Raw genomic sequence first — 25556 nt, 5'->3', positions numbered from 1 at the left:
GCCGGCGCAGCCGGCTGGCCGGGATCGGAGCGCCCGGTCCCACTCCCTCGATTCCCCCTCGCATCCGCACTCATCCCCCGCGGCTGAGACGCGAGAGCGCTGCCACGAACGCGTCCGGACCGATGTTCGCTCCGCCGCTGAACGGGTTCTGCAGCTGGTAGATCGCGAACAGCAGCAGCGCGATCGCCCCGGACAGCATCGACACGATCACGGCGTACGAGTAGACGCCCGGGCCGCCGAACATGAACATCAGCCCGATCGACATCACGCTGCCGACCAGGATCGCGAACCAGACGACCGCGCTCACGCCGCTCCCGGCGGAGTTCAGCCGCACCTGCCGTGCCTGGTACACGTTCCACAGCTGCGTCGACGCCTCGACGCGGCTGTCCTCCTCGCGGTCGCTCTTGGTCGGCACGCCCTCGATCTGGTTCTGCAGCTGGGTCAGCAGCTCCCAGCCCCGATCGCTCACCGGCGTACCGGACCGCAGGTCCGGCCACTCCTGTTCGGCGACCTCGGTCGCGTAGGCCTGCGTCAGCTCACCGATCTTCGTGCGCGCCGGCTCGGCCAGCGAGTCGCTGGCCCACTGGACCGCGACCAGCGAGTTCGCCTCCTGGTAGTTGTTCTCGTCGGCGCTGTCGGTCGCGTCGAACAGCGAGATCAGCACGAACGCCGCGACCACGACGTTCACCCCGCCGACGATCGTGAACACCTGGCCGGCGACCTCGTTGTTCGCCTCCCGGCCGAACTTCTGCCGGGCCTTGCGCAGGATCACCGCCAGGACGGCGGTGACCAGCATCAGCCCGACCACCCAGAACAGACCACTGATGGTCATCGTCATGCGTCCAAACCTCCCCACTCGCGGGCCAGCGCCTCCTCGAGCAGCGCCTCCACGATTCGGCTTTCCGGCACCGTCCGGACCACCTCACCCCGGACGAAGATCTGTCCTTTCCCGTTGCCCGACGAGACCCCGAGATCGGCCTCCCGGGCCTCTCCGGGCCCGTTCACGACGCACCCCATCACCGCGACCCGCAACGGCACCGGGAACCCTTCGAAGGCCGCCGCGACCTTCTCGGTCAGCGTGTAGACGTCGACCTGCGCCCGCCCGCACGACGGGCACGAGACGATCTCCAAGGTCCGTGGCCGCAACCCCAACGACTCCAGGATCTGCGAGCCGACCTTGACCTCCTCGACCACCGGCGCGGACAGCGACACCCGGATCGTGTCTCCGATGCCCTCGGCAAGCAGTACGCCGAAACCGACGGCCGACTTGATCGTTCCCTGCAGCAACGGCCCCGCCTCGGTCACGCCCAGGTGCAACGGGTAGTCGCACCGCCGGGCGAGCTCCCGGTACGCAGCGATCATCACCAACGGGTCGTGGTGCTTCACCGAAATCTTCAACGCCTGGTACCCGTGCTCCTCGAACAGCGAGCACTCCCACAGCGCCGACTCGACCAGCGCGGCCGCCGTCGCCTTGCCGTGCTTCACCAGCAGCCGCTGATCCAGCGACCCCGCGTTCACGCCGATCCGGATCGGTACGCCGGCCGCCGACGCCGCCCGCGCGATCCCGGCGACCTGGTCGTCGAACTTGCGGATGTTGCCCGGGTTCACCCGAACACCGGCACAGCCCGCGTCGATCGCGGCGTACACGTACTTGGGCTGGAAGTGGATGTCGGCGATCACCGGCAGCTGCGACCGCTTGGCGATCTCGGGCAGCGCGTCGGCGTCGTCCTGCGACGGGACGGCGACCCGCACGATCTGGCAGCCCGCCGCCGTCAGCTCGGCGATCTGCTGCAGCGTCGCGTTCACGTCGGCGGTCGGCGTGGTCGTCATCGACTGCACCGACACCGGCGCGCCACCGCCGACCGGCACCGACCCGACCATCACCTGCCGCGACTTCCGCCGTACGACGGGAAGCGCCGGCATCCCCAGCGAGACCGCGGTCACGGGTTCCTCACCGCCACCGGCAGCGTGAAGTGAATGGTCTCCTGGGCGACTTCCCGCTCGACCACCTCGACCGGCCCGCGTTCACGGAGTGCCGCGATCACGCCCTCGACCAGCCGCGGCGGTGCCGACGCTCCGGCGGTCAGCCCGATCACCTCGACGCCGTCCAGCCACTCCTCCCGGACGCCGGAAGCGTCGTCGATCAGGTACGCCGGAGTGCCCCGGCGCTCGGCGAGCTCGACCAGGCGCACCGAGTTGGACGAGTTCACCGACCCGACCACGAGCACCAGGTCGGCCTCCTCGGAGAGCGCTCCCAGCGCCTCCTGCCGGTTGGTGGTCGCGTAACAGATGTCCGCGGAGTCCGGTCCCCGCAGCGCCTTGAACTTGTTGCGCAGGGCATCGAGGATCGCCGTCGTCTCGTCGACCGCCAGCGTGGTCTGGGTCAGGTACGACACCCGCGAGGGGTCCTCGACCTCCAGCGCCGCGACGTCCTCGACGCTCTCCACCAGCACCGTCTGCTCCAGCGCCTCCCCCATCGTGCCCTCGACCTCCTCGTGCCCGGCATGCCCGATCAGTACGACGGTGTCGCCGCGCGCGGCGTACCGGCGGGCCTCGGCGTGCACCTTCGTCACCAGCGGGCAGGTCGCGTCGACCACGTCGAGCCCGCGCCGCTCCCCTTCGGTACGGACCGACGGCGCCACGCCGTGTGCCGAGAACACGACGGTCGCCCCGTCCGGAACCTCGTCCAACTCTTCGACGAACACGGCCCCGCGGCTCTCCAGGTCGGCCACCACGTGCTTGTTGTGGACGATCTGCTTGCGCACGTAGACCGGTGGCCGGCGTTGCTCGAGCAGGACCTCGACGATCTCGATCGCCCGCTCGACACCGGCACAGAACGACCGGGGCGAGGCGAGCAGGATGGTGCGCGGTGGCTCCGGATCACCGGCTCCCGCAGTGCGTTTCGGCATAGCTCCCCCAACTCATCGGTCCCGGCGGGTCGCCAATCGCGCCAGCCGCTCCAGGTCGTCCGCCGGCCGCCCGGTCGCCGCCGACCGCAGTTCCCCCAGCGCGGCCGTGAGCAAGGCGTCGGCCTGGGCCTGGCTCTGAGAGCGCGATCCGGCGTGCTCGATCAGGTCCGCCGCGCGGACCAACTCGTCGTCGGACAGGTCGTGCGTGCCGCCGTACAGCTCGGCCAGTGCCTGGCCCGCGTCCGTTCCCGAGCTCAGCGCGGCGACGACGGGCAGGGACTTCTTGCGCCGCCGCAGGTCGGAGTGGACCGGCTTGCCCGTGACTCGGGGGTCGCCCCAGATCCCGAGCAGGTCGTCGACGTACTGGTAGGCGAGACCGAGGTCCTCACCGAACAGCCGCAGGTGGTCGACCTGTTCCGGCCGGCCTCCGCCGAGCAACGCTCCGAGCGCGGTCGAGCAACCGAGCAGCGCGCCGGTCTTCAGCTGCGCCATCCGGACGCACTCGGAGAGCGCGACCTCGTTCCTGGTCTCGAAGTGCGCGTCGGCCAGTTGCCCCTCGACCAGTTCCTGCACGGCCTGGCCCAGCGTCTTCGCGGCCTCGTCAGCGGCAGGGTGGCCACTGGCAACCAGTACGTCGAACGCCAGGCTGAGCAGGGCGTCGCCGGCGAGGATCGCCGGACCGAGCCCGAAGACCGTCCACGCCGTCGGCCGGTGCCGGCGGGTCGTGTCGCAGTCCATCACGTCGTCGTGCAGGAGCGAGAAGTTGTGCACCAGCTCGACCGCCACAGCCGCCGGGACGCCGTCGGTCGGCGTACCGCCGACCGCTTGGGCGGCGAGCAGGGCGAGCGCCGGGCGGAGCGCCTTCCCGCCGTCCGCGCGGGTCGGCGTACCGTCCTCGTCCTCCCAGCCGAAGTGGTAGTTGGTGATCCGCTGCGTTGTCAGCGGCATCCTTCCGACCGCTTCCCGCAGCGCCGGCTCGACCTGGTCCCGCGACCAGGCCAGCAGTTGCTGGGCCGGGATCTCCTTGCTCTGCAGGCGTTGCACCGGTGGGTCCGTCGACGGACCGGTCTGCTCGACTGTTGTCATCGCGCGCTCCTCATCCGCCGAGTTCGACGTGCTCGAGGACGCCGAGGGCGTCGGGGACCAGGACCGCGGCGGAGTAGTAGGTGCTGACCAGGTACGACGTGAGCGCCTTCTCGTTGATGCCCATGAACCGGGCGTTCAGGCCCGGCTCCACTTCGTCCGGCAACCCGGTCTGACGCAGTCCGACGACGCCCTCGTCCTCGAGCCCGGTCCGCAGCACCAGCACCGACGTCGTGTTGTCGGCGTTGATCGGGATCTTGTTGCAGGGCAGGATCGGGACACTGCGCCAGGACTGCACGCGCTGTCCCTCGACGAGGGTGTTCTCCGGGTACACGCCGGCCTTCGTGCACTCCCGGCCGAACGCCGCGATCGCCCGCGGGTGCGCCAGCAGCGCCCGCGGTTTGCGCCGCCGGGTGAGCAGCTCGTCGAAGTCGTCCGGGGTCGGCGGACCGCTGCGCGGGTACAGGCACTGCTTGAAGTCCACGTTGTGCAGCAGCCCGAAGTCGCGGTTGTTGATCAGCTCGTGCTCCTGGCGCTCGCGGAGCGCCTCGATGGTCAGCCGCAGCTGCTGCTCGGTCTGGTTCATCGGGTGGTTGTAGAGGTCGGACACCCGCGTGTGCACCCGCAGGATGGTCTGCGCGACGCTCAGCTCGTACTCCCGGGGCGACGGGTCGTAGTCCACGAACGTCCCGGGCAGGTCGTCCTCGCCGGTGTGGCCCGAGGAGAGCGCGATCTCCGCCTCTCCGTTCTTGTTCTGCGCCGGCCGAGGCCGGGACCGGACGTCGTCCAGGTAGCCCCGCAGCGTCTCGGAGCGGTCCTTGAGCTCGTCGAGCGACTGTCGCGTGAGGCGCAGGACCGTGCACCGGGTCGTCGTCCGGGCGGTGTACTCCCAGATGCTCTCCGGCGGGTCGAGGAACAGCTGCTCGCCCAGGTAGTCGCCGTCGGCCGCGGTGCCCAGGTCGGTCCCGTCGCCGTACCGGCCGACACCGACCTTGCTGATCTTGCCGTGGGCCAGCAACAGGACGTCGTCGATCCGGCTGCCGAACTCGGTCAGCGCGTAGCCCGGCTCGTACTCCTCCACGCCGAAGCGGTTCGCCAGCTCCTGCAGGAGGTCCGGGTCGGCCAGGTCGCGCAGCGGCGGGAGCTCGGTCAGTTCCTGCGGGATCACCCGGACGTCGGCGCCGGTGACCGAGAAGCTGAGCCGGCCGTCGCCGATCGCGAAGCTGGTCCGGCGGTTCACCCGGTACGCGCCGCCCTTGGTCTCCACCCAGGGCAGGATCCGCAGCAGCCAGCGGGGCGAGATGCCCTGCATCTGCGGGACGGACTTGGTCGTGCTCGCCAGCTGCCGCGCCGCCGCGGTGCCCAGGCTGAGCTGCGGCTTGGCTTCGGTGTCGGACGTCGTCACAATGCACCCTCCAGTCGCTTCGTACCGGCCGGCCGCGGGATCCGCAGCGCCGACTGACCCAACCCGGCAGTCCTGCCGAGCACCTTGCGCGGGATGTGCAGCTGCTCCGCCTCGTCGTACCGGCCGCAGCCCGCGTGCCAGACGAGAATCCCGGACATCCAGTTCTGCAGCTCCTCGGCGTACCCGGTGAGCACGCGCCGGGCGTCGTCGTCGAGGTCGTGGTCGTCGAACAGCACCGGCAGGTCGACCGCGACCAGCTGCTCGAACTGCTTCATCCGGGCCGTCATCAGCGCGTTCACGGTCGTGAACGCGGTCTGCAGGTCGCAGTCCAGGAAGTTCCGGACGACCAGCACGCCGTTGTGCAGCTCCCCCTCGTACTGGATCTCCTTGCGGTACGAGAACACGTCGTTCAGCAGGCACGCGTAGTCCGCGGCCGCGTTCTCCAGGGCGCGGATCGGCCGGGTCCGGTAGATCCGCGGTGGAACGGACCGGCCGTGGCCGATCCGGCACAGGCTCATCGTCAGGTCCGACCCGAACGTGCGCCGGCGCATCTCCAGGTAGTCGACCGGATCGGGGATGCGGTGCTGGGCCTGGTTGGCCAGCTCCCACAGCCAGCTGTCGATCATCGAGTCGATGGCTTCCTTGAACGACTTCCGGGCCTCGGGGCTCATCGGACCCGCGGTCCGGGTCCAGAGATCCGAGAGAGCGCGTTCCAGGCCGCTCACCGGAACGATCCCGGGGCTCAGGTCCAGCGGCATCAGCGCCGACAACCGCTGGTTGGCCGCCTTGGCGCCGGCCAGGTCGTGCGTTCTGCCGTAGACGACCGGGTAGTAGTCGTCGGCGTACGTTCCCCACGCCAGCCACTGCGTCGAGATGTCCAGCGCATCCGGATCGGCGTCCGGATGGATCCCGCCCGCACACAACGCCAGGTCGGCGATCTCGAGCAGGTGCCGGTCCCACACCAGGCCGTCGGTGATCCCGACCCGCTCGCCCCACTCGAGAACATTGGAACGCGCCCTGTCCAGGTGCGGACTCATCTTGGCCTCGTACGGCATGTACAGCTCGGGCGGCGTGTACGGCTCCACCACCTCGTACGGGCGGTGCGTGTGCGTCCGGATCCGGTACGGCGCCGACGTCACCATCGACTGCAAGATCCGGACCGCGGACGTGCCCATGCCCTTCGGCCCGTCCAGGAACGCGCTCGGCCCGAGCGTCGCCGCCTGGCCGCCGTCGTTCATGTAGCGGCTCGACCGCAGGTGCCACTCGTGCCCACCGGACTGCCAGTCCTGCAGGCCTTTCACGTAGCTCAGTACGTCGAGCCGCCCTTGCGGACTCACAGCGTGCTCCTCCAGCAACGGCGGCACCTCGGTGAGCGCCGTGTTCTCGAACTGGTGCAACCGCGAGGTGAGGATGTCGTTCACCAGATCGGCCGCCCGCTGCGGAGAGCAGCCGAGAAAGCGCTCCACCACCAGCACGCCGTTGTTGAGCTCGCCCTCCTTCTCCACCTCGCGCTGGTAGGAGAACAGGTCGTTGCGCAGGTGCACCGCGTCGGAGAACGTGTCGCTGAGCACCTTCATCGGCCGCAGGTGCGCGACCTCGTCCGGGACTTCGGCCTGGACGGCGTACTCGACGAGGTTCGCCGACCAGGGCGCGCCGCCCACCTTGCGGCGCATCTCGACGTACTCGATCGGGTTGGCCAGCCGGCCGGCGGTGATGTTGGACAGCTCCCACAGCGACTCGGCCAGCAACGCCTCCGTCGTGTCCACGAACCGGCGCCGCCACCCCGCCGACATCGACGGGATCGTCCGGTTCCACAGATCGGCCAGACCGCGCTCCACCGGGTTCTCCGGCGTTTCGGTGATCGGCCCCTCGACCGGCATGAACGCGTTCAGCCGGTCCAGGTACGCCTTCGCGCCGGCGGTGTCCTGGGTCTTCTTGTACAGCTCGAGGAAGTGGTCGTCGAAGTAGAAGACCCACACGTACCAATCGGTGACCAGGTCGAGCGCGGCCGCGCTCGCGTCCGGATGGGTGTACGCGCAGAGCAGCGCGTAGTCGTGGGACTCGAAGTCGTGCAGGTCCCAGATCGCCTTACCTGCTTGGGGTACGTCGACCATGTCGAACGCGTACGCCCACGCGCGGCTGTGCTCACGGGCCTGCTCCAGGTGCGGGTTCAGCCGCGCCGGGTAAGGAACGTAGAAGTCAGGGAGTTGGTAAGGCTGCTTCTTGGCCCCCGGTGGTGGGCCGCCCGGCTCGTCTGTCGCGTCCCGCCCGACGCGGGAGACGAGCCGGGCGGCGGCTCCCGGTGGTGACGGCACTCTCATCCCGGGCCTAGCCCTCGCGACCGATCTCGACACCCTCGAGGATGCCGAGCGCGTCCGGGACCAGGACGGCGGCCGAGTAGTAGGCGCTGACCAGGTAGTTGATGATCGCCTTCTCGTTGATGTTCATGAAGCGCACGGACAGCCCCGGCTCGTACTCGTCGGGCAGACCGGTCTGCTGCAGACCGACGACGCCCTGGCTGTCCTCCCCCGTGCGCATCAGCATGATCGAGCTGGTCCGGGTCTCGCTGATGCCGATCTTGTTGCACGGGAAGATCGGCACACCCCGCCAGGCCGGGACCCGGTGCCCGCCGAAGTCGACGCTGTCCGGGTAGATCCCGGCCTTCGTGCACTCCCGCCCGAACGCCGCGATCGAGCGCGGGTGGGCCAGGAAGAAGGCCGGGTCCTTCCAGACCATGCCGAGCAGCTCGTCCAGGTCGCCCGGCGTCGGCGGCCCGCTGCGGGTCGGGATCCGCATGCTCAGGTCCGCGTTGTGCAGCAGGCCGAAGTCGCGGTTGTTCACCATCTCGTGCTCCTGGCGTTCCCGGAGCGCCTCGATGGTCAGCCGCAACTGCTGCTCGGTCTGGTCCATCGGGTGGTTGTAGAGGTCCGCGACCCGGGTGTGCACCCGCAGCACGGTCTGCGCGACGCTCAGCTCGTACTCGCGCGGCGTCGTCTCGTAGTCGACGTACGTGCCGGGCAGGTCGTCCTCGCCCGTGTGGCCCGCGGAGAGCGCGATCTCGGCCTCGCCGAACTCGTCCTGGTCGGGCTGCGGGTTCGCCCGGAACGCCTCGATGTGCGCCCGCAGGCTGTCCGAGCGGCCGACCAGTTCCTCGAACGAGTCCTGCGACAGCGTCAGCAACGTGCAGGGCGTGATCGCCTTGACGGTGTACTCCCAGTAGTCCTCGGACTCCAGGATCGCCCGGTAGGTGAAGTGGTCGCCGTCGGCAAGCGTCTCCAGCACCGAGTCCTCGCCGTACTTGCCGGCACCGATCTTGTTCACCTTGCCGTGCGCGATCAGGCAGATCCGGTCGGCGGAGTGACCGCGCTCGACGATCACGTCACCGGGCTGGAACTCCTGCTGCTCGAACCGCTCGGCCAGCGCGGTCAGCACCTCGACGTCGTCGAAGCTACGCAGCAGTGCGAGCTCGCACAGCTCCTGCGGGATCACGCGGACCTCGGCACCGCTGGTGGTGAAGGTGACCCGGCCGTCGCCGACGGCGTAGCTGAGTCGCCGGTTCACCCGGTACGCGCCGCCGTTCACCTGCACCCAGGGCAGCATCTTCAGCAGCCACCGCGAGGTGATGCCCTGCATCTGCGGCTCGGACTTGGTCGTGGTCGCCAGGTTCCGCGCCGCGGCGGTCCCGAGGCTGAGTTGCGGTCGCTGCGTGTGGGCGTCGGAGGACGCCGGTTCGGTCAGGGTCACGCGAAATGCACCACCATTCGGTTGGACCGCCCGATCGCAGCACGCAGCGCCCCGGGAGCCCCGGGGTGAGGTCGGCGATCTGACGGACAGCTCTTGCTCGGGCAGGCAGAAACGCTCTGTAGGCAGGCGGAAGTCAGCAACTCGTCGCGGAGAGATGACTTTCCAGCCGACACCCCGCCCAGGCGTCGGCGGCAACACCGACGCGGGACGGAACTGGCCGGCGGACGACTGCTCGGGGCGCCCAGTTCGCCCCACGCTCGGCCAGTCCGGCTGGATACGCACTCACCGTAACCGAGCCCTCACCTCAGGCGTCAAGAGGTGCACAGAGTGACGATCTTGCAAAGCCCTGGCGACCCCGAATTAATGGCCGCCGGACCCCGACTCAATACGTCTTTCAGATGATCGGGGTCTCCGGCGCGGTGGCTTTCGGCGTCCCGGCCTCGGCCGTGCCGGACCATTCGTCGACCTCGATCCGGCCGGTCCAGCGCAGGTCGGGGTCGGGTTGTGGAATCGAGTCCAGCAACAGCCGGGTGTAGGGGTGCGACGGTTCGTGCATGACGGTCTCGACGGGGCCTCGTTCAACGATCCGGCCACGATTGATCACCATCACCTGGCCGCCGAGGTAGTAGACCGTCGACAGGTCGTGGGTGATGAACAGCGTCGTCATGCCGTGCTCGCGCTGGAAGTCCAGCAGGATGTCGAGGAACAGCCGGCGGACCTGGGCGTCCAGCATCGACACCGGTTCGTCGGCGATCACGAAGGCCGGCCGGAGCATGTGGATCCTTGCCAGCATCACCCGTTGCCGCTGGCCACCGGACAGCTGGTGCGGATAGCGGCCGAGGACACGCTCCGGCTCCAGCTTCACCGCTTCCAGAGAGCGCTCGATCATGGCCAGCCCCTCGGCCTGGGTCCTGGCCAGGTTGAACTTCTTGACCGCCTTCCAGAGCACTCGATCGACGCGGTAGAAGGGGTTGAAGATCGCGTACGGGTCCTGGAAGACCGGCTGCACGTTGCGGCGGTAGTCGTCGTACTCGGCGCGGTCGAGCTTGAAGATGTCCTTGCCGCCGTACGTGATGGTGCCGCGGGTCGGCTTCTGCAGGCCGAGCACGTTGCGCGCGATGGTGCTCTTGCCGCTGCCGCTCTGGCCGACCAGGCTGACCACCTGCGGCGGTTCCGGGGTGAGCGTGAAGCTCGCGTCCTCGACGGCGGTCAGGTACCCGCCGGCGGCGCCGCGCGCGTGGAACCGTTGCTGGACGCCCCTGAGCTCGATCGTCTTGGTCACGATGCCCTCCTGCCGAGCCGCGGAATCGATTCGATCAGCTGCCGGGTGTACTCGTGCTTCGGCTGCTTGTAGACCTGCCGTACGTCGCCGACCTCGACCAGCTCACCCTCGTACATCACCGCGACCCGGTCGACCAGCTGCGCGTGCACGCCCATGTCGTGCGAGATCACCACCAGCGTGACGCCGAAGTCGCGTTGCAGGTCGACCAGGCTCTGCAGGATCACCCGCTGGATCGTCACGTCGAGCGCGGTGGTCGGCTCGTCGGCGATCACCAGGTCGGGTTCGAGCGCGACGCAGATCGCCATCAGGACCCGTTGCTTCATGCCCCCGGACAGCTCGTGCGGGTACATCCGGGCGACGTCCGCCTCCAGCCCGACCTGCGCGAGCAGCCGCGGGATCAGTTCGGAGAGCGTGTTCTTGCGGTCCGGCGCATGCTCGAGGATCACGTCCTTGAACTGGTCGCCGATCCGCATCACCGGGTTGAGCGAACTCATCGAGCCCTGTGGGAGGTAGGACAGCGCGCTCCAGCGCAGCACGCGGAGCTCCTCGCCGTCGACCTTCAGCAGGTCGACGGGAGAACGTCCGCGGGGACGGAAGATCGCGCTCCCCGCCGTGACCTTGCCCGGCGGCTTGAGCAGCCGCAGCAGCGCTACGGCGAGCGTGCTCTTGCCGCTGCCGGACTCCCCCGCGATGCCGAGGATCTCTCCTCGCCGTACGGCGAGGTCGAGGCCGCGGACCGCCTTCACCTCGCCCTTGGTGGTCGAGTAGCCGACCTCCAGGCCCGAGATCTCCAGGACGATGTCGTCGTCACTCACCGGCCACTCCTCTCAGCCGCGGGTTGTAGACCTCTTCGAGCCCGATGTTGATCATGTTCAGCGCCGCGAACAGCGCCGTCAGCAGCACGATCGGGACCACGAACATCGGCCAGGCACCGAGCGTCAGCGCACCGGTGTTGATCGCGTTGAAGATGATCTGGCCGAGATCGATCACGCCACCGGGCCCGAGACCGATCACCTCCAGGCCGACCAGGCCGAAGATCGCGCCGAGCGCCGAGGAGGCGAAGCCGACACCGATGAACGGCAGCAGGTTCGGCAGCAGCTCGGTGACGATGATCTCCAGATCGCGGGCCTTGCTCACCCGCGCCAGGTCGACGTACGGGCGTGACCGCAGGCTGAGCACCTGCGACCGGATCGTCTTGGCCGCGAACGGCCAGCTGAAGATCGAGATCATCACGCCGACCTGGAACAGGCTGACGTTCTTGGCGTACGCCGAGAGCGCGATCAGCAACGGGAACGTCGGGATCACCAGCAGGATGCCGGTGAAGGTGGACAGCACGCCGTCCACCCAGCCGCCCTTGTAACCGGCCACGAACGCGACGATCACCCCGACCACGGTCGAGATCACGCCGGCGATCGCGCCGATCTGCAACGACACCGAGGTCGCGCTGACCACCATCGCCAGCACGTCCCGGCCGAACTGGTCGGTGCCGAGCACATGATCCGGGCCCGGCACCAGCCACTTCTCGTACGCCGCGAACTCGAGCGGGTCCTTGCCGTTGCCGATGGCATCGACAATGAGCGGGCTGAAGACGGCGAGCAGGATCATCGCCGCCAGGACGGCCAGGCCGACGGCCAGCCGGGGACTGTGCCGGATCGTGTGTCCGGTCGCGGTCAGGAGTCTCATCGCGATCACTTCCAGTACTTGACCCGAGGGTCAAGCAGAGGCAGGAGGAGGTCGAGCAGCAGGACGGCGGTGAGCACGGAGAAGATCGCCATGTCGGTCACCCCGAGGATCGTGTTGAAGTCGAGCTGCTGGATCGCCGTCACCAGCGTCGATCCCAGCCCCGGGTAGTTGAACAGCTGCTCCACCAGCACGTTGCCGTTGAAGATGAACCCGAGCGAGATCCCGAACGCGGTGATCTGCGGCAGGTAGCAGTTGCGCAGCGCGTACCGGGTCAGTACCCGCCAGGGCTTGAGGCCCTTCGCCTCGGCGTACACCAGGTAGTCCTCGCCGAGCACCGGGACCATCAGCATCCGGGTGGACAGGATCCAGCTGAACGTCCCGATCAGCACGATCGACATGGCCGGCAGGAACCCGTACTTGACCACGCTGCCGATGAAGTCCGCGCTGAACCCCGGACTGATCGTCGAGTCGTACGCCGACCGCGCGGGCAGCCAGCCCAGCGTGTAGGCGAACACGTAGACCAGGATCAGCGCGACGAAGAAGAACGGCACGTGCGACAGCGCGATCGACAGGTTGGTGATGATCGTCGACCCGAGCTTGCCGCGCCGCCAGCCGGCGATCGCGCCGATCAGCACGCCGAGGACCCAGCTGATCACCGCGGCCATGCCGAGCAGACCGATGGTCCACGGCAGCGACCGCAGGATGACGTCCTGGGCCGGGGTCGGGTAGTTGATCAGCGACGGCCCGAGATCGCCGTGGAAGATCAGGTTCTGCATGTACTTCAGGTACTGGACGAAGATGTTGCCGTCGAGCCCGAACTCGGCCTGGTAGCGCGCGATCACCTCCGTGCTGGCCTGCTGGTTGTACACGTAGTTCTGCTGCAGAGTCTGGATCAGCGTCTGGATCGGGTCGCCCGGGATCAGCCGGAAGAAGAAGAACGCGATCGTCAGCGCGCCCCACAGCTCGACCAGGTACAGCCCGAACCGCCGGATCGCGTACGCCGCCAGCGGGTGCCGCGCCAGCCAGGCCCGCGGACCGTGGGCGAGAGCGCTCTCGGCGCTCTCCTCCACGGCCGTCGCGGGCGGCGCGGTCGCGGTCACGCCGGGCCCTTCTGGCCGGTCGCCTTCAGCCTCCCGAGCACGAAGATGAAGTGCGACCACCAGTTCAGCGGGACCTGGTACAGGTCCTCGTCGGACGGCCAGCCGGTCCAGAAGGTGGTGTTGAAGTACGACGGGTAACCGGTCTGGATCACCGGCATCTGCGGCAGTTGCTGGAAGTAGATCTCCAGCGCCTTGTCCAGCAGCGGCTTGGCCTCGGCGCTCTTCGGGTCCAGCACGGCGAGCTTGGCCGACACCGCGTCGAACTCCGGATTCCTGAACCGCTGCTTGTTCTTGTCGGCGGCGTTCTTGCCGATCGGCTGGGCCTTGTCGCTGGTCCAGTTCGTGTAGAGCTGTTGCGGGTCGAAGGCGATACCGTCCCAGTTGGAGTCCAGGTCGTACTCGCCGCGCTGGAACTTTTCGCTGTGCACGGGACCGCTCAGGCTGCGCAGCGTCGCCGGCACCCCGGCCTTGGCGAGGTCTGTCTTGATCACGTTCGCGATCGCGTACTCGGGACCGTCGACCGGCGAGGCGGTGATGAACTCGAGGTTGATCTCCTTGCCCTTGTAGGTCCGCTTGCCGGCCGCGTTCTTCGGCGCGATCTCGTCGAGCAGCGCGTTCGCCTTGTCCGGGCTGTACTCGAACTTGTACTTCTCGGCCAGCTCGTCGTTCTTCCACGCGTCGTTGCTCGGGTAATCCGCCCACGGGTAGATCGCGGCCGGGACCTTCACCGGCCAGATCGACGTCCCGATCTTCTCCCGGTCGATCAGGTAGTTGATCGCCTGGCGCATCTTCGGCTCCGCGATCACCCCTCGGGCCGGGTCGCAGTTCGGCCAGACGATCCGCGGGTTCGGGTCGTGGAACTGGGTGGTGACCATCGCCGGGTAGCCGGTGTTGCGCAGCTGCTTGGCGTGCTGCTCGTCGATCGAGCCGACGTCGAACTCGGCCCGCTCGAAGGCCAGCGCCGCGGAGTCCAGCTGCTTGGCCGTGCTCTGGTACACGACGTACTGCGGAGCCGGGTCGAGCTGCTCCTTGGCCCAGTAGTCCGGGTTCTTCTCCCAGACGAACATCCGCTGGCTGCGGATCGTCTGCTTCAGCTTGTACGGGCCGCTGCGGGTCGGCGGGTTCTCCTTGAACTTGGTCGGGTCCTGGGTCTTCCAGACGTGCTCGGGCAGGATGTCGAACGCGCTCGCGATCGCCGCGATGAAGTTGTAGTGCGTCCGCGGCCCGGGCTTCTTCAGCTTCAGCACCGCGGTCTGGGCGTCCGGTACGTCGATCGACTGCACGAACTCGGCCAGGTCACCGCCACCACCGAACAGGTCCCTGCGGTCCTTCAGCAGCAGCACGGTGAACTTGAAGTCGTTCGCGGTCAGCGGCTTGCCGTCGCTCCACTTCGCCTTGGGGTCGAACTTGAACGTCAGCTGCGTGTGGTCGGTGTTGTACTCGTACCCCGTGCACAGCCACGGTTTCAGCTCGCCGTTGGCCAGGTTGAGGTAGAACATCGCCTCGCGGCAGATCGACTCGAACCCGGCCCCGGACTGCCAGCCGTTCGGGATCATCGTGTTGAAGCTGTCGAAGACGTTGTACTCGACCTGGCCGATCACGACCGTCTGGTCGCGCGGCGTCGGGATGTTCGCCTTGCCGATCTGGACCGACTTGGTGGCGGCCGGTTTGTTGGCCGGCTTGTCGGAGTACGAACCGCTGCCGGAACAGGCGGCCAGCAGGCCCGAAAGTCCGAGCGCCGCACCTCCCCCGACCAGACTGCGGCGACTCAGCTGGTGCCGTACGACCTCTGCGACGTTCTCGAACTGTGGGCGGGGCGCGTCGTTCACGATCGGATCTCCTTCGGTCCGAGGTGTGGCTCGGCCTCCGTCGGCGCGGTGGATCGCGCCCGGCCGATGTGACGTAAGGCATCTCCGTTTCGCTTGCTCTGGCTGCGACATCACTGGTTGAAACGTTTCTCGGACTATAAGTAGCGATGACAACGATGGCAAGACTTTGCTGCCAGGCTTGAAAAATCTGCCGGTTTCCGCTGATCAGTCGATATACCAACCTCTGACAACGATGGCTCGCGCTGCGTGATCGCTGCTGTCACACGATCTTTCACACGGTGACTGGATTGCCTGGGCGCACCAACCACGTTCGAGGGGAACGCACGATGACAAGCACCGCCGTGGACTTCGAGGCGATCAAGGCCAAGCAGCGCGCCGGCTGGCAGACCGGCGACTACCCGCGGGTCGGCAACACGTTGCAGATCATCGCCGAGCTGCTGGTCGAGGCGGCCGACGTACGGGCCGGGCAACGGGTCCTGGACGTCGCCTGCGGTCAGGGCAACGCCGCCCTCGCGGCCGCCCGCCGGTTCGCCGACGCGACCGGGATCGACTACGCCACCAACCTGCTCGCACAGGGTCGCGAACGCGCGACCGCCGAGCACCTGCCGGTCACCTTCACCGAGGGCGACGCCGAGAACCTGCCGGTCCCGGACACGTCGTACGACCTCGTGCTCAGCACGGTCGGCGTGATGTTCGCTCCGGATCACCAGCGGGCGGCGGACGAACTGGTCCGGGTCACCAAGCCGGGCGGCAAGATCGCGCTCTCCTGCTGGACCCCGACCGGGATGGTCGGGCAGATGTTCAAGGTCGTCGGCAAGTGGGCTCCGCCGCCGGCCGGGGTGAAGCCCGCCGTGCTGTGGGGCACCGAGGCGCACCTGGCCGAGCTGTTCGGCGACCGGGTCGAGTGGACCGCGCTGACCAAGCGGGAGTACGTGTTCCGCTACCACTCGGCCGAGCACTTCTCGGAGTGGTTCCGTGAGTTCTACGGGCCGATCACCAAGCTGGCCGGGACTTTGACCGAGTCCGACCGCGCACAGTTCGCGACCGAGCTGGCCGACGTACCGCGCGAGTTCAACCAGGCCGACGACGGCACGATCGCCGCGCACGCGGAGTACCTGGAGGCCGTCGGCGTTCGCCGGTGACACCAGCGGGGCGCGGGTCCACACTGAGGGTCGGGGGGTGGGTCATGGAGGGGACGATCAGGCTGCTCGGGCGGCCCTCGATCACGTACGACGGGGTGCCGGTGCGGTCGCCGCGGGGACGGAAGAGCTGGGCGCTGCTCGCCTACGTGCTGCTCGCGGAACGTCCGCCGACCCGGAAACGCCTGGCGGAGTTGCTGTTCGCGGACGCCGAGGATCCGCTCGGCGCGTTGCGCTGGACGTTGGCGGAACTGCGCCGGGCTCTCGGCGTCCGGGGAGCGCTCTGTGGTGATCCGGTGATGAGCTCGCTGGCCGGCGTACTGGGTGTGGATGTGCTCCAGGTGCTCGACGCGGGCGGGGCCGCCGCCGGCCTCGCGTCGGCCGATCCGAGGCGGCTGCTGGAGATCGAGGGCGAGCTGCTGGAAGGTCTCGAGCTGGAGGCGTGCCCGGACTTCGAGTCCTGGTTGCTGATCGAGCGGCAGCGCATCGCCTCCGCCGTCGAGGCTCGCCTGCGGGAAGCAGCGGTCGGACTGGTCGCGGCCGGGCGCGCGCGGGACGCGATTCCCTTTGCCAGCAAGGCCGTTGCGGCGAATCCGTTGGAGCAGGGGAATCACGAGCTGCTCGTGCGGAGCCTCGCGGTGTCGGGTGATCGACCGGCGGCCCTGCGGCAGGTCGCGGTGTGCGAGGACCTGCTGCGTCGGGAGCTGGGGATCGAGGCGTCGGCCGCGCTGCGGCAAGCGTCGGCAGTCGATCGAGGGCCTGCGCTCAGTGTCGTCGGGAGCCGGGCGACGGCGTTGAGTGCGTTCGAGGCCGGCCGGGCGGCGGTTGCCGCAGGGGTGGTCGAGTCGGGGCTGGAGTGCCTTCGGAGAGCGGTCTCTGAGGCGGCGCGGTGCGCTGACGCCCAGCTGCAGGGACGCGCTCTCGTTGCTCTTGGCGGTGCTCTCGTGCACGCGATCCGAGGCCGCGACGAAGAGGGCGCGATCACCTTGCAGGAGGCGATCCTGGTCGCGGAGCGGGCCGAGGATCGCGCGACCGTCGTCACGGCGTACCGGGAACTGGGGTTCGTCGAGGTGCAGGCCGGGCGGCGGGCTACGGCCGAGACCTGGCTGGCCAAGGCCGCGGGGCTGGCCGTGGGCTCTGCGGACACCGCGGCGATTCTCGGCGTACGGGGGATGAACTCGTCGGATCTCGGGGACTATCCGGCCGCGTTGCGGCAGCTTGTGCAGTCGACCGAGCTAGCGGCTGAGTGTGGTGATGCGCGGCAGCAGGCCTGGTCGCTGTCGATCCTCGGGCGTGCGCAGTTGCTCCGTGGTGACTACAGCCAGGCCCGCACGGCCGTCGCGCAATCGCTCGACCTGGTCAGGCAGCAGCGGTGGGTCGCGTTCCTGCCGTGGCCGCAGGCGTTGCAGGCCGAGCTGGATCTTCACGCCGGTGAGGTCGGCGCCGCGGGTGAGGGTTTCGAGCAGGCGTGGGCGTTGGCTTGCCAGGTCAACGACCCTTGCTGGGAAGGGATTGCGGCGCGGGGGCTTGGACTGCTCGCCGCTGAGCGCGGGGACTATCAGGGGGTCGTGCACTGGCTCGACCAGGCCGCTCGTCGGGCCAGCCGTGAACCGGATCGCTACCAGTGGGTCCACGCGCACGTGCTCGACACAGCAGCTCGTACGGCGCTCGATCAGGGCGATCACGTCCGGGCCAGGCCGCTGGTTGCCCAGCTCGCGGCGCTGGCCGCGCGGTGCGACATGCGCGAGCTCGTCGTCCGCGCCCAGCTTCATCTCGGCCGGCTGGGCGACCCGCACGCGATCAAGTCGGCGCGGCTGCTGGCCGCCGGCATCGACAACCCCGAGCTGGCCAAGCTCGTCGAGGGACACCGGCCGAGCTGGCCAAGCTCGTCGAAGCAGCCGTGGGTGGTCGACGACGAGATCGTCCCGCGCTGGAGGGACGCCGGCGCCCGACCGCCGCCAGAGTCGCCGACGACCAGCGGCGATCCGCGCCTGCTGGGCGACCAGCAGCGCCTCAGCCCTGATCGAAGGTCGCGTCGATCCGTAGCTCCGACGCGCGGCTCGGGTCGCTCAGAATCGCGAGGATGACGTGCCGCTGGTCCCAGCGACCGGCCGCCCAGGCCAGCGCCTTCGCCAGCCCGTTGAACGTCGCCGCGTGCGGTGCGCCGTCGTCGCTGACCCACCACGAGACCTCGACCCCGTCGACGGTCAGCTCCTCGTGCTCCCACCACACGTCCGGCACCTGTGGCACCAGCTCCTGCACGATCGCCGGTACGTCGGCCGCCGTACCCTCTCCGTCAACCTTGCCCGCAGCAACTTCTCCGGCCATCGGCACTTCGAGCAGATCGCTCAGACCGTCCGCGACCACGCCGAACGCGACGACGAACCCGCCGAGATCGTCGCGCTGCACCCACATCGGAGAGTCCGCGACCACGGCGTCTCCGGCTGCGACAACGCCACTCAACACCTCCACCGCGGCGGCCGGCTGTTCCCCGCCGAGGACCCGGACGTGTTCCGGAGCCGAGTCCGGGAACACCGTCAGCGTCCCCAGCTGCTGCCAGAGACCCAGGATCGCGCTCTCCCCGATCTCCCGTTCCGGATCCGCCAACCGGTGCAGCAACTCCCCCACCCCGTCGACGTCCAGGTCAGCCACCGACCGCACCAGCCCGACCGCCGTCCGGACCTCGGGATCCAGCCGCGCCGTCCACTCCGGCGCGGGATCGAGCAGACTCGCCAGCACCGGATCGGCCTCCGGATCCGCTCGGCCGGCCAGCGGCTCACCGTCCTCCAGGAGAACGCGCTCCCTGATCCACCACGCCGCGTACGACGGTACGCCGTACGCGCGATCGTCCGGCCCGACCACCCGCGGCCGATCGACCAGCGCGCGCCGCAGCTCGGGCGACGAACCGAACAGCTCCAGCACCCGCGGCCACGCGTCGTCGGTGACCCAGTCCAGATCCCGTACGGCCACCAGCTCGCCCACCGTCACGCCGTACCGCGAACCGTCCGGCGCGACGTCGTCGGCCCAGTCCTCGATCCCGTCGAGATCCGCCAGCTGCTCGGGCAACTCGTCGAGCACGACATCGGCCGCCGCGACCACGCCCAGCGAGCTCAGGACGCCGACAGCGCCGAGCGCCTCGACGCCGTACCGCTCCAGCAGGTCGCGCTCGATCGGCGCGACTTCGTCCTCGTCGAGCACCGCCTCGGCCTCGGAGCCGGGAACCACCAACGCGTTCGCCGGGACCAGTTCGCCGTCGGCGTCGCGCAGGACCAGGTCGGACAACCACCACAGGCCGTCGGCCTGGCTCGGATCCACCGCGACCACGCCGAGCACCGCGGCAGCGATCAGCCCGGGATCGTCGGCGTCGGCCGAGTGCTCCACCGCCGTACGGACCGCGCTGTCCTCGAGCAACGTGCGGGGAGTCGCGGGAAGCGCTCCCAGGCGTTCCAGCGTTTCGTGCGCGGCGTCCGGATGCACCACCCGTACGCCGTACTCGCCGAAGGTCGCGAGAACCTCGCTGGGCAGCTCCCGGCCCGGCAGCAGCAGTCCACGGACACCTCGAACCAGTCGACCGTCGGCCAGCGGCACGGGCAAGGTCCCCAAAGCCTCACGCAGCAAGGGATCCGTGACCATCCCGGAGAGCGCTCCATAGGTCTCCCGCCACCACTGCGGCGACTCCCCCGCCGCGCCCAGCTGGTCGACCACTTCAGCCAGTTCCACCCGCCGTACGCCCAAGGCGTCCAGCGCCGTGCGATCCTCGCGGCGCTCCCGAACCAGCCCACCGACCATCGGTGCCAGGACCACCTCGAACGCCTCGTCGGCGCCGCCCACCACGACAGCGTCCTGAGGACGCACCAACTCTGGCTGGGATTCGAGCCCTTGAAGGAGTGGTGTGGTTGGCAGAACGCTCAAGATCTCATCCCGGAGAGCACCGTCCAGGGCACCCGCCGCCAGGCCTGTCGGTACCAGCGGAAGGATGTTCGCACCGGCTTCCGCCTGCGTCTGGAGGAGCCGGCCGTACGCCTGCGCGGCCTTCTCGACCAGGTGATCGGTGAGCGGACCCTTCGCCACGTGCCGCCGGGACGGGTCGAGCGGAAAGGTTGCCAACAGCAACACCGGCAGCGACAACAACTCGTCGGTCGGCGTGGGCGCGAAGACCGTCCTTGGTACGGCGGTGCCGGCGTCGCGCGGCAGGGCCCAGAGCACCGACCAGTACGGCCGCGCGCGTTCCTCGGTCGGGCGGTCGGCCAGCAACCGCTCTCTCGTGTCCTCGTCGAGGACGCCTGCTGCTCGTCGTACGGTCCAGCGTGAGGTCACGTCGGCGAGGACCCGCTCCTCGCCGTCGACGTCGATCTCGATCTGCTCGAGCCCGGGCAACGCGAGCAACAGCGGGTCGCCTGCGTCGGCAAGCAGCCGCCGGACGAGCTCCCGCGCGGCGTCGTCGCGCAGGGGCAGGATCACCGCGGTGTCGAACCCCGCCGGCGGCTCCCCCTCGGCCGGGAACGGCAGGCGGAGCACCGGCACCTGACCGTCGCGCCGTCGTACCTCCAAGTCCAGGCCGTCCGACCCCAGCGCCGCCACCGCGGCCGCCGTGTCCGCCCGCGAGAACCGCACCCCACCGCTGCGCGAGAGGATCACCGGCTCGTCGGTCACCGCGAGCACCGCGGCGAACCCGACCCCGAACCGCCCGACCGCGACCGCCCGCGGGTCCAGCTGCCGCAGGTCGCCGCCGGCGCGCTCCAGATCGTCGTCCCGCTTCGCCGAGGCGCGCAGGGTCGCGAGCGACTCGACCCCGGCCGCCGTCAGCGTCGTACCGGTGTTCGCGACGACCAGCGTCTGGTCGCGCAACGAGAACCGCACCCGCCCCGGCACCCCGGCCCGCACCGCCGCGTCCGCCGCGTTCTGGGCGAGCTCCACCACCACGCGGTCCAGGTACCCGCCGAGGGCCAGATCCTCCTCGGCGTTCGCGTCCTCCCGGAACCGCACGGGCGCCGCCGCCCACCCCGCGAGAACACGCTCTCTGATCCCGGAACTCCCGAAGTCTTCGCTCACGGCCGGAGCCTATGCGCCTGGCGACCCAGGAACGGAATTGCTGTACCGAACAGACCCGGGAGCACGTACTTTGCACGCATGGACTTTCAGGATGTGGTGCGGCGGCGGCGGATGGTTCGGCGGTACGACGTGCAGCGGGCGGTGCCGGCGGAGATCGTCGAGCGGATCCTCGACAACGCGCTGCGGGCGCCGTCGGCCGGCTTCTCGCAGGGGTTCGGGTACCTGGTGCTCGACGACCAGGAGGACATCGCGCGGTTCCGGGACGCGGCCCGGCCGGAGGCGGAGCCGGAGAACTGGCTCGCCGCGAACGTCGAGACGCCGCTGCTGATCGTCGTGCACTCGAACAAGGAGGCCTACCTCGACCGGTACGCCGAGCCCGACAAGGGCCACGACGACCGCGCCGAGGACTGGTGGCCGGTGCCGTACTGGGACATCGACGCGGGGATGTCGGCGCTGCTGATCCTGCAGACCGCGGTCGACGAGGGGCTCGGGGCCTGCTTCTTCGGGCTGCCGGCCGACCGGATCGGGGTGTACCGCGAGCAGTTCGGCGTACCGGAGCACTTCATGCCGATCGGCGCGATCTCGATCGGCTACTCCGACGAACCGCCGCGCAACCTGAGCAAGCGCCGCAGACCGGCCGGCGACCTGGTCCACCGCGGCCGCTGGACCAGCTGAGAGCACGCTCTCCGCACGAGATCGCCGGACACCAACCGGGGGCGGCAGGTTCCGACGAGCACCGGCCTCCGCCTGCACACCGACCCCCGCTCCTCGGCGGGTCGCTCGCGGTAGGTTGGCCGGTGTGATCTCAACTGGCAGTCGGTACGTCGCGCTCGGCAGTTCCTTCGCGGCGGGACCGGGCATCGCGCCCGTGGTGGACAAGGCCGCGGGCCGGTCGGGGCGCAACTACCCGCACCTGGTCGCCGAGCGGCTCGGGCTCGACCTGGTCGACGTCACGTACTCCGGCGCGACCACCGCCCACCTGCTCACCGACCGCCAGGACGAGGCGGCCCCGCAGCTCGAGGCCGTCGGCCCCGACACCGCGCTGGTCACGGTGACGGCCGGCGGCAACGATCTCGAGTACATCGGCGCGTTCGTCCGCGGCAGCCTGATGAACACGCTCGCCAAGCCCGCCACGCTCCTCGGCCGCCGGGTCGCGAACCGGATCCGCGCCCGGGTCAGCTACCTGCGCGACGACGCGGCGTACGACGCGGCCGCCGCCCACCTGGCCGAGGTCGTCGGCGCGATCCGGGATCGCGCTCCCTCCGCGCGGATCCTGCTGGTCGACTACCTCGCGGTCGTCGGCCCGGCGACCCGCCCGCGGCTCGACGTACCGCTGAACGAGGAGCAGCTCCCGAGCATCGCGCTGATGGCCGACCGCCTGGCCGGCGCGTTCGCGACGGCCGCGGAGAAGTCGGGCGCGGAGCTGGTCGCGATCTCCGGGCCGAGCAAGGAGCACGCGGTCGGCTCGGCCGAGCCGTGGACGACAGGCTTCGGGCTGCGCCCGCCGGCCCTCGGCGGGTCCGTGCCGTACCACCCGAACGAAGCCGGCATGGCCGCCGTCGCCGACCACGTCGTACGGCAGCTCGAACGCTGAGTAGGGTGGCGGGCATGGGGATCCGGCTTGCTGGGACCAGCGACATCGAGCCGATGGTGCGGACGCTGGTGCGCGCGTTCGAGGACTACCCGATGTCGCGGCTGGCGATCGCCGCCGACGACTACCTCGACCGGCTGGAACGCTACTACCGCCTGTTCGTCACCGGGGTCGGGCTCGAACAGGGCAAGGTCTGGACCAGCGCCGACCACCGCGCCGTCGCCGTCGCCGTCTGGACGACACCGCGGACGCCGCGCGACGTCACCGCGCCGTACGCCGAAGAGTTCCGCGAGATCTCGGGAGATCGCGCTCTCCCGATGCAGGCGGTCGGTCGAGCAATGGCCGTCCTGCGCCCGACCGAACCGCTGTGGATCCTCGGCATGGTCGGCGTCGACCCCCACCACCAGGGCCAAGGCCTCGGCCGCGCGGTGATCGCCCCCGGCCTGGCCTGCGCCGACGAGGAGCACTCGCCGGTCTTCCTCGAGACCCAGACGGCCACGAACGTCACCTTCTACGAGTCCCTCGGCTTCGAGGTCCTCGGCAAGATCGAGCTCCCGAGCAACGGCCCGACGAACTGGGCCATGTACCGCAAAGCCCAGCCCTAGAAGGGCCGCCGGGCCCAGAACAGCATGTGCCCGCTGTCGCCCTCGGCAACGAACTCCTGCTCCTCGACCACCAGCCCGCTCTCAGCGATCCACCCCCGGTTGGTGCCGGCGTCCGCGTGGCTCCACCACATGCTCACCCCACTGTCGAGCCAGTCCCCGTCGACACCGGTCCACGCCTGCTCCCCCATCGTGCAGACGAACCAGCCGCCGGGCCGCAGCCACGTCGCGATGTTCCGCAGCAGCTGCCGCTGCTCGTCCTGCGGCAGGTGGATCAGCGCGTAGAACGACACCACGGCGTCGAACGACCCAGCTGCAAAGTCGAGCGACGCCGCGTCGGCCAGCACGAACTCCGCCTGCGGCACCAGTTCACGCGCCCGGCGAATCTGCACCTCGCTGATGTCGACCCCGGTGACAGCATGCCCCGCGGCCGCGAGCTCACGGGCGAGCGGGAGACCGCTGCCGCACCCCACGTCGAGGACGCGGCTGCCGTCGTCGAACCGCTCGAGGAGTTGGTCGATCCAGGTCCGGTACTTCGACTCGCCGCCGTAGGCCTCGTCGTACCGGACCGAGAGCGCGTCGTACCCGCGCCGGACGATCTCCTTGGGATCCATAGCCGTCGACGGTAGTCACGCCGGGCCGTGGGAGCGACCGGTTATCAGGCCGGTGCTTCGCCCTCGGGGTGGACCTCGACGTTCTGGTTGGTCGGGCGGCCGCCGGGACCGGGGGCCTGGGAGACGCGGAGAGCGATCTCCAGGACGCGTTCCTCGCTCGCGACGTCGACCACCCAGTAGCCGGCCAGGACCTCTTTGGTCTCGGTGAACGGCCCGTCGGTGACGATCGGCTCACCGTTGTCGCCGGCCCGGACGTTCTTCATCGCGTGGGGCCCGGACAGGCCGCGCCCCTCGACCAGCTCGCCGGCCTCCTGCAGGTCACGGTTGAGGTCGTCCATGTAGCCGACCATGGCCTTGACGTCCTCCGGGGTCCACTGCGCGGGCATCTCGTCCCAGCCCTGCTTGTTCGCGTGGATCAACAGCATGTACTTCATCCCAGCTCCTCCTGATTCGTCGCCGTTCCGGCGCCTGCACCGGTAACGTCGGAGCCGCCGTCGCGTTCTCGACACCCCCGCTCACCGGACGTCAAAGCCAGTTCTGCCGGGAGGCCTGGACGCCCAGCTGGAAACGGGTCTGGGCACCCAGTGTCTCCTGCAGGCGGCTGATCCTTCGGGCGACGGTCCGTTCACTGACGCCGAACTCGCGCGCGATCGACTCGTCGGTCAGGCCGGCGCTCAGGTACGTGAGCAGCCGCTTCGTCTCCAGCGCCGGCGCCCCGATCACCTCGGTGTTCTCGGTGCCGCCGGTGATCGGGACCGAGACGCGCCACAGCGCGTCGAAGATGCCGATCAAGCCGGTCAGGAACGGCGAGTGGTGCACGACCATCGCCGCGCTGTTCACGATCTCGCCGACCGTCGTACGGGCCGCGACCAGTGCCCAGCGGTCGTCGACGATCGTCAGGTTGAGCGGGATCTCCGGGAAGACGCGCGCCTGCTCCCCCGCGTCGACGCACTGCTGGACCATCCGCAGCGCATCCGGGTCCTGCAGCACGCGCGTGCCGTAGATGACCTCGTACGTGACACCCCGGGCCAGCGCGTCGAAGAGACCGCCGACGATCTGCGGGTTCGTCGGTGACGCGATGTTACCGACCGTCATCGCACGGACCCGCTGCTCGGCGTCGACCTGGACGGAGTTGATCACCGAGCGGGTGACCTCGAGCGACGGCAGCAGCTCGACGTACGTCTGCCGGCCGATCCCGGCGGTCCACAGGTCGGAGAGTAAGGAAGCGCTCTCCCGCGCGAGCTCGGCCTCCTTCGTACGGCGCTGGGCGACCGCCTCCATCGCGAGGTGCGGCGGCTGCGGGAGGACCTTGTCGCCGGACCGCTCGACGAGGCCGATCGCGGCGAGCTCGTCGAGCGGGGCGTCGAGACCGGCACCGTGGCGTTCGACCAGGTCGGACCGGTCGACGGAACCCCGCGCGATCAGGTCGAGGTAGATCGCCTCGGCCTGCGCGGAGATCCCCAGCGCCCGGAGTTGCTGCATCTGTCCTGTCTACCAGTTGAACGCCGTACGACTGTAGATCT

21 protein-coding genes are annotated in these 25556 nt (G+C 69.4%); 5 read left to right on the top strand and 16 right to left on the bottom strand.

Annotated features, from left to right (window positions below; all coding sequences use genetic code 11):
* Window positions 1-70: 70 nt before the first annotated feature.
* The 12 genes from ACLQ2O_RS10880 to ACLQ2O_RS10825 all read right to left on the bottom strand — a co-directional run bounded on the left by ACLQ2O_RS10880 (window position 71) and on the right by ACLQ2O_RS10825 (window position 15035).
* Window positions 71-838: a hypothetical protein gene (locus tag ACLQ2O_RS10880; RefSeq protein WP_425829921.1), complete on the bottom strand. Its 768-nt coding sequence runs from the start codon at window positions 836-838 to the stop codon at window positions 71-73.
* Complete coding sequence (ispG, locus tag ACLQ2O_RS10875) at window positions 835-1923, bottom strand: flavodoxin-dependent (E)-4-hydroxy-3-methylbut-2-enyl-diphosphate synthase (RefSeq protein WP_425830938.1); 1089 nt, start codon at window positions 1921-1923, stop codon at window positions 835-837. Before ispG ends, ACLQ2O_RS10880 begins: the two co-directional genes overlap by 4 nt.
* A gap of 17 nt (window positions 1924-1940) precedes the next feature.
* Window positions 1941-2909 (bottom strand): 4-hydroxy-3-methylbut-2-enyl diphosphate reductase, encoded by a 969-nt coding sequence (ispH, locus tag ACLQ2O_RS10870; protein WP_425829919.1) that lies wholly within the window; start codon window positions 2907-2909, stop codon window positions 1941-1943.
* 12 nt (window positions 2910-2921) lie between these two features.
* Window positions 2922-3995, bottom strand: a complete 1074-nt coding sequence (locus ACLQ2O_RS10865; RefSeq protein WP_425829917.1) for a family 2 encapsulin nanocompartment cargo protein polyprenyl transferase — start codon at window positions 3993-3995, stop codon at window positions 2922-2924.
* A gap of 10 nt (window positions 3996-4005) precedes the next feature.
* A complete protein-coding gene (locus ACLQ2O_RS10860; RefSeq protein ID WP_425829915.1) occupies window positions 4006-5397 on the bottom strand; it encodes a family 2B encapsulin nanocompartment shell protein in 1392 nt (463 codons plus the stop codon).
* A complete protein-coding gene (locus ACLQ2O_RS10855; protein WP_425829913.1) occupies window positions 5394-7718 on the bottom strand; it encodes a terpene synthase family protein in 2325 nt (774 codons plus the stop codon). Before ACLQ2O_RS10855 ends, ACLQ2O_RS10860 begins: the two co-directional genes overlap by 4 nt.
* Window positions 7719-7725: 7 nt before the next feature.
* Window positions 7726-9141 (bottom strand): family 2B encapsulin nanocompartment shell protein, encoded by a 1416-nt coding sequence (locus ACLQ2O_RS10850; protein ID WP_425829911.1) that lies wholly within the window; start codon window positions 9139-9141, stop codon window positions 7726-7728.
* Window positions 9142-9535: 394 nt separating this feature from the next.
* A complete protein-coding gene (locus ACLQ2O_RS10845) occupies window positions 9536-10423 on the bottom strand; it encodes an ABC transporter ATP-binding protein (protein ID WP_425829909.1) in 888 nt (295 codons plus the stop codon).
* The gene (locus ACLQ2O_RS10840; protein ID WP_425829907.1) at window positions 10420-11238 is read right to left on the bottom strand and encodes an ABC transporter ATP-binding protein; all 819 of its coding nucleotides are present in this window, start codon (window positions 11236-11238) and stop codon (window positions 10420-10422) included. Before ACLQ2O_RS10840 ends, ACLQ2O_RS10845 begins: the two co-directional genes overlap by 4 nt.
* The gene (locus tag ACLQ2O_RS10835) at window positions 11231-12106 is read right to left on the bottom strand and encodes an ABC transporter permease (RefSeq protein WP_425829905.1); all 876 of its coding nucleotides are present in this window, start codon (window positions 12104-12106) and stop codon (window positions 11231-11233) included. Before ACLQ2O_RS10835 ends, ACLQ2O_RS10840 begins: the two co-directional genes overlap by 8 nt.
* A gap of 5 nt (window positions 12107-12111) precedes the next feature.
* The gene (locus ACLQ2O_RS10830; protein WP_425829903.1) at window positions 12112-13206 is read right to left on the bottom strand and encodes an ABC transporter permease; all 1095 of its coding nucleotides are present in this window, start codon (window positions 13204-13206) and stop codon (window positions 12112-12114) included.
* Complete coding sequence (locus ACLQ2O_RS10825; protein WP_425829901.1) at window positions 13203-15035, bottom strand: ABC transporter substrate-binding protein; 1833 nt, start codon at window positions 15033-15035, stop codon at window positions 13203-13205. Before ACLQ2O_RS10825 ends, ACLQ2O_RS10830 begins: the two co-directional genes overlap by 4 nt.
* A 326-nt stretch (window positions 15036-15361) precedes the next feature.
* Here ACLQ2O_RS10825 and ACLQ2O_RS10820 point away from each other — a divergent pair, with 326 nt between their 5' ends.
* Together ACLQ2O_RS10820 and ACLQ2O_RS10815 are read left to right on the top strand one after the other, a co-directional pair.
* On the top strand, window positions 15362-16177 hold the full coding sequence (locus ACLQ2O_RS10820; RefSeq protein WP_425829899.1) for a class I SAM-dependent methyltransferase: 816 nt from the start codon (window positions 15362-15364) through the stop codon (window positions 16175-16177).
* Between the two features lie 44 nt (window positions 16178-16221).
* Window positions 16222-18261 carry a tetratricopeptide repeat protein gene (locus ACLQ2O_RS10815; protein WP_425829896.1) on the top strand — a complete coding sequence of 680 codons (2040 nt, stop codon included), beginning with the start codon at window positions 16222-16224 and terminating at the stop codon, window positions 18259-18261.
* Here the strand turns inward: ACLQ2O_RS10815 and ACLQ2O_RS10810 are convergent.
* The gene (locus ACLQ2O_RS10810; RefSeq protein ID WP_425829894.1) at window positions 18188-21226 is read right to left on the bottom strand and encodes a sacsin N-terminal ATP-binding-like domain-containing protein; all 3039 of its coding nucleotides are present in this window, start codon (window positions 21224-21226) and stop codon (window positions 18188-18190) included. The genes ACLQ2O_RS10815 and ACLQ2O_RS10810 overlap by 74 nt on opposite strands.
* 78 nt (window positions 21227-21304) lie before the next feature.
* Between ACLQ2O_RS10810 and ACLQ2O_RS10805 the strand changes: the two genes are divergently transcribed.
* From ACLQ2O_RS10805 to ACLQ2O_RS10795, 3 genes are all read left to right on the top strand, one after another.
* Complete coding sequence (locus tag ACLQ2O_RS10805; protein ID WP_425829892.1) at window positions 21305-21901, top strand: nitroreductase family protein; 597 nt, start codon at window positions 21305-21307, stop codon at window positions 21899-21901.
* A 124-nt stretch (window positions 21902-22025) separates the two neighbouring features.
* Entirely contained in the window at window positions 22026-22820 is a 795-nt protein-coding gene (locus tag ACLQ2O_RS10800; protein WP_425829890.1) for an SGNH/GDSL hydrolase family protein, read from the top strand.
* Between the two features lie 14 nt (window positions 22821-22834).
* A complete protein-coding gene (locus tag ACLQ2O_RS10795) occupies window positions 22835-23422 on the top strand; it encodes a GNAT family N-acetyltransferase (protein WP_425829888.1) in 588 nt (195 codons plus the stop codon).
* Here the strand turns inward: ACLQ2O_RS10795 and ACLQ2O_RS10790 are convergent.
* The 3 genes from ACLQ2O_RS10790 to ACLQ2O_RS10780 all read right to left on the bottom strand — a co-directional run bounded on the left by ACLQ2O_RS10790 (window position 23419) and on the right by ACLQ2O_RS10780 (window position 25515).
* Window positions 23419-24033: a class I SAM-dependent methyltransferase gene (locus ACLQ2O_RS10790; RefSeq protein WP_425829886.1), complete on the bottom strand. Its 615-nt coding sequence runs from the start codon at window positions 24031-24033 to the stop codon at window positions 23419-23421. The two genes, ACLQ2O_RS10795 and ACLQ2O_RS10790, sit on opposite strands and share 4 nt — an antisense overlap.
* A 44-nt stretch (window positions 24034-24077) precedes the next feature.
* Complete coding sequence (locus ACLQ2O_RS10785) at window positions 24078-24467, bottom strand: YciI family protein (protein ID WP_425829884.1); 390 nt, start codon at window positions 24465-24467, stop codon at window positions 24078-24080.
* Window positions 24468-24558: 91 nt separating this feature from the next.
* A complete protein-coding gene (locus ACLQ2O_RS10780; RefSeq protein WP_425829882.1) occupies window positions 24559-25515 on the bottom strand; it encodes a LuxR C-terminal-related transcriptional regulator in 957 nt (318 codons plus the stop codon).
* Between the last annotated feature and the right edge of the window lie 41 nt (window positions 25516-25556).

Source organism: Kribbella sp. DT2, assembly GCF_049844575.1.
In the GTDB taxonomy this organism is placed as follows: Bacteria; Actinomycetota; Actinomycetes; order Propionibacteriales; family Kribbellaceae; genus Kribbella.
This window is presented reverse-complemented; position numbering and strand designations above follow the sequence as displayed.